The 1,010-nt window shown below is 35.9% G+C and carries 1 protein-coding gene and 1 rRNA gene; both read right to left on the reverse strand.

The window, feature by feature from the left end; genetic code table 11:
* A 16S ribosomal RNA gene (locus tag BJN41_RS13960) occupies positions 1 to 249 on the reverse strand; the annotation flags it as partial.
* Positions 250 to 728: 479 nt separating this feature from the next.
* Positions 729 to 1,010: transposase (locus BJN41_RS13965; protein WP_141730392.1), on the reverse strand; the 282-nt coding region annotated here is incomplete at its 5' end.

A 1,010-nucleotide genomic window follows, 5' to 3' on the forward strand; every position in this document is an offset into this window, starting at 1 on the left:
AACTAGCTAATCCGACTTAGGCTCATCTATTAGCGCAAGGTCACAAGTGATCCCCTGCTTTCTCCCGTAGGACGTATGCGGTATTAGCATCCCTTTCGGAATGTTGTCCCCCACTAATAGGCAGATTCCTAAGCTTTACTCACCCGTCCGCCGCTAGCTCAGTTACCGAAGCAACCTCGCCCGCTCGACTTGCATGTGTTAAGCCTGCCGCCAGCGTTCAATCTGAGCCATGATCAAACTCTTCAGTTAAAATCATTTTGAAGTTTTAATCTAAACTTCCAAATCTGGCTCATCAATTTCTGACTTAAATTTCGCTCAAATAAACTTCGAGTAATTTAAACCAATCAATTAATGAAATAATTTCGATTAATCAATCAGCAAAAATCCACACAAGTTGTTCTTCATAATCTCTTAATGATCTTCTCGATGCTTCGTCAGCATCAAGCTAGGTCAGCTATATTACGCTTTATTTCTAAAGTGTCAACTGGTAATTTAAATTATTTTAAACTTACTTTCTAAAACCCAACTCAATCAATATCAATCAAGTCATTGTTTTATCAGAAGTTTTAATCTGCATCACCGCCGATGGATGTGCATTATAGGACAATTATTTTAATGTGCAACACTTCTTTTTATGTTTTATGCGTTTTTCAGTTCGAGTGGTTATTTATTCGGCAAAAACTTCACTTTTCTACAAAATATTGTTTATTTCTAGGACTTACGCACTATCATTTATAGATTCTCTGTGGTAGCAGATGATTTTTATCGAGAATAAAGTCATCAATGAAGTCTTTGATGATTGGTCTAAATAATTTCTTCTGCCAACGATATACATTTTCAAAGATCCCCTCAAACTGGTTCTTTTGTATCTCGACGTAGGCCATCAAGGCTGAAAAAATATGATTCAAAATCAGTTTAGATCGTCTTACTTGAAACTTTTCAATATGACAAACCTGTTTAATCACTCGGTGATATTGTTCTATTTTCCAATGACTTGAATGTAATTCATG

Origin of the sequence: Acinetobacter towneri (assembly GCF_001758345.1) — a bacterium.
Taxonomy (GTDB): Bacteria; Pseudomonadota; Gammaproteobacteria; order Pseudomonadales; family Moraxellaceae; genus Acinetobacter; species Acinetobacter towneri_A.